We start from the raw sequence: 636 nt of genomic DNA on the forward strand, positions 1-636 counted from the left end.
CCACACCCCCCACCGCCCTCATCCACGGCCACCACCAGCTCCCTCTGTTCGAGCCCGGGACCGGCCGTGACCGCGGGGTGGGAGACTGGGCGCGTGGACGCGGTGGAACGGGTGGACAGTCGGGTGGCGCGCGTGGCCGTGCCGTCGAGCGAAGGCGTTTCGGCGCGTATGCGGCGACAGGCCCGCCGTGACACGACACCCGAGATGGCCGTCCGGCGCCTGCTGTTCGCGTCCGGGCTCCGCTACCGTCTGCAGACCCGGGTGCCCGGCATGGCGCGTCGCACGATCGACATCGCGTTCCCGGGCTCGCGTATCGCCGTCTTCATGGACGGGTGCTTCTGGCACGGCTGTCCGCAGCACGCCACCAGCCCGAAGGCCAACTCGGACTGGTGGCGCACCAAACTGGACCGCAACATGGCGCGGGACCTGGAGACCACGGCGCATCTCGAAGCCGCCGGCTGGCGGGTCCTGCGCTTCTGGGAGCACGAGGCACCCGAGGTCGTGGCCGCCCAGGTCATGAGGGCCGTCCGACGGGACGGCGAGGCGTAGTCCCCGCCGGCGTCAGCCCATGGAGCCGTGGCAGGAGCCGTAGGCCTTGCCCGAGGTGCACCAGCAGGGGGAGGTGGGGGTGGGGGG

General features: G+C 72.6%; 2 protein-coding genes. One reads left to right on the top strand and one right to left on the bottom strand.

Going from position 1 to position 636, the window contains the following annotated elements:
• Nucleotides 1–123: 123 nt before the first annotated feature.
• On the top strand, nt 124–549 hold the full coding sequence (locus EF918_RS36490; RefSeq protein WP_125653043.1) for a very short patch repair endonuclease: 426 nt from the start codon (nt 124–126) through the stop codon (nt 547–549).
• A gap of 12 nt (nt 550–561) precedes the next feature.
• Here the strand turns inward: EF918_RS36490 and EF918_RS39380 are convergent.
• Nucleotides 562–636 (bottom strand): SEC-C metal-binding domain-containing protein (locus EF918_RS39380; RefSeq protein WP_148141389.1); only part of this gene is annotated, 75 nt, incomplete at its 5' end.

Origin of the sequence: Streptomyces sp. WAC06614, assembly GCF_003949795.1 — a bacterium.
In the GTDB taxonomy this organism is placed as follows: Bacteria; Actinomycetota; Actinomycetes; order Streptomycetales; family Streptomycetaceae; genus Streptomyces.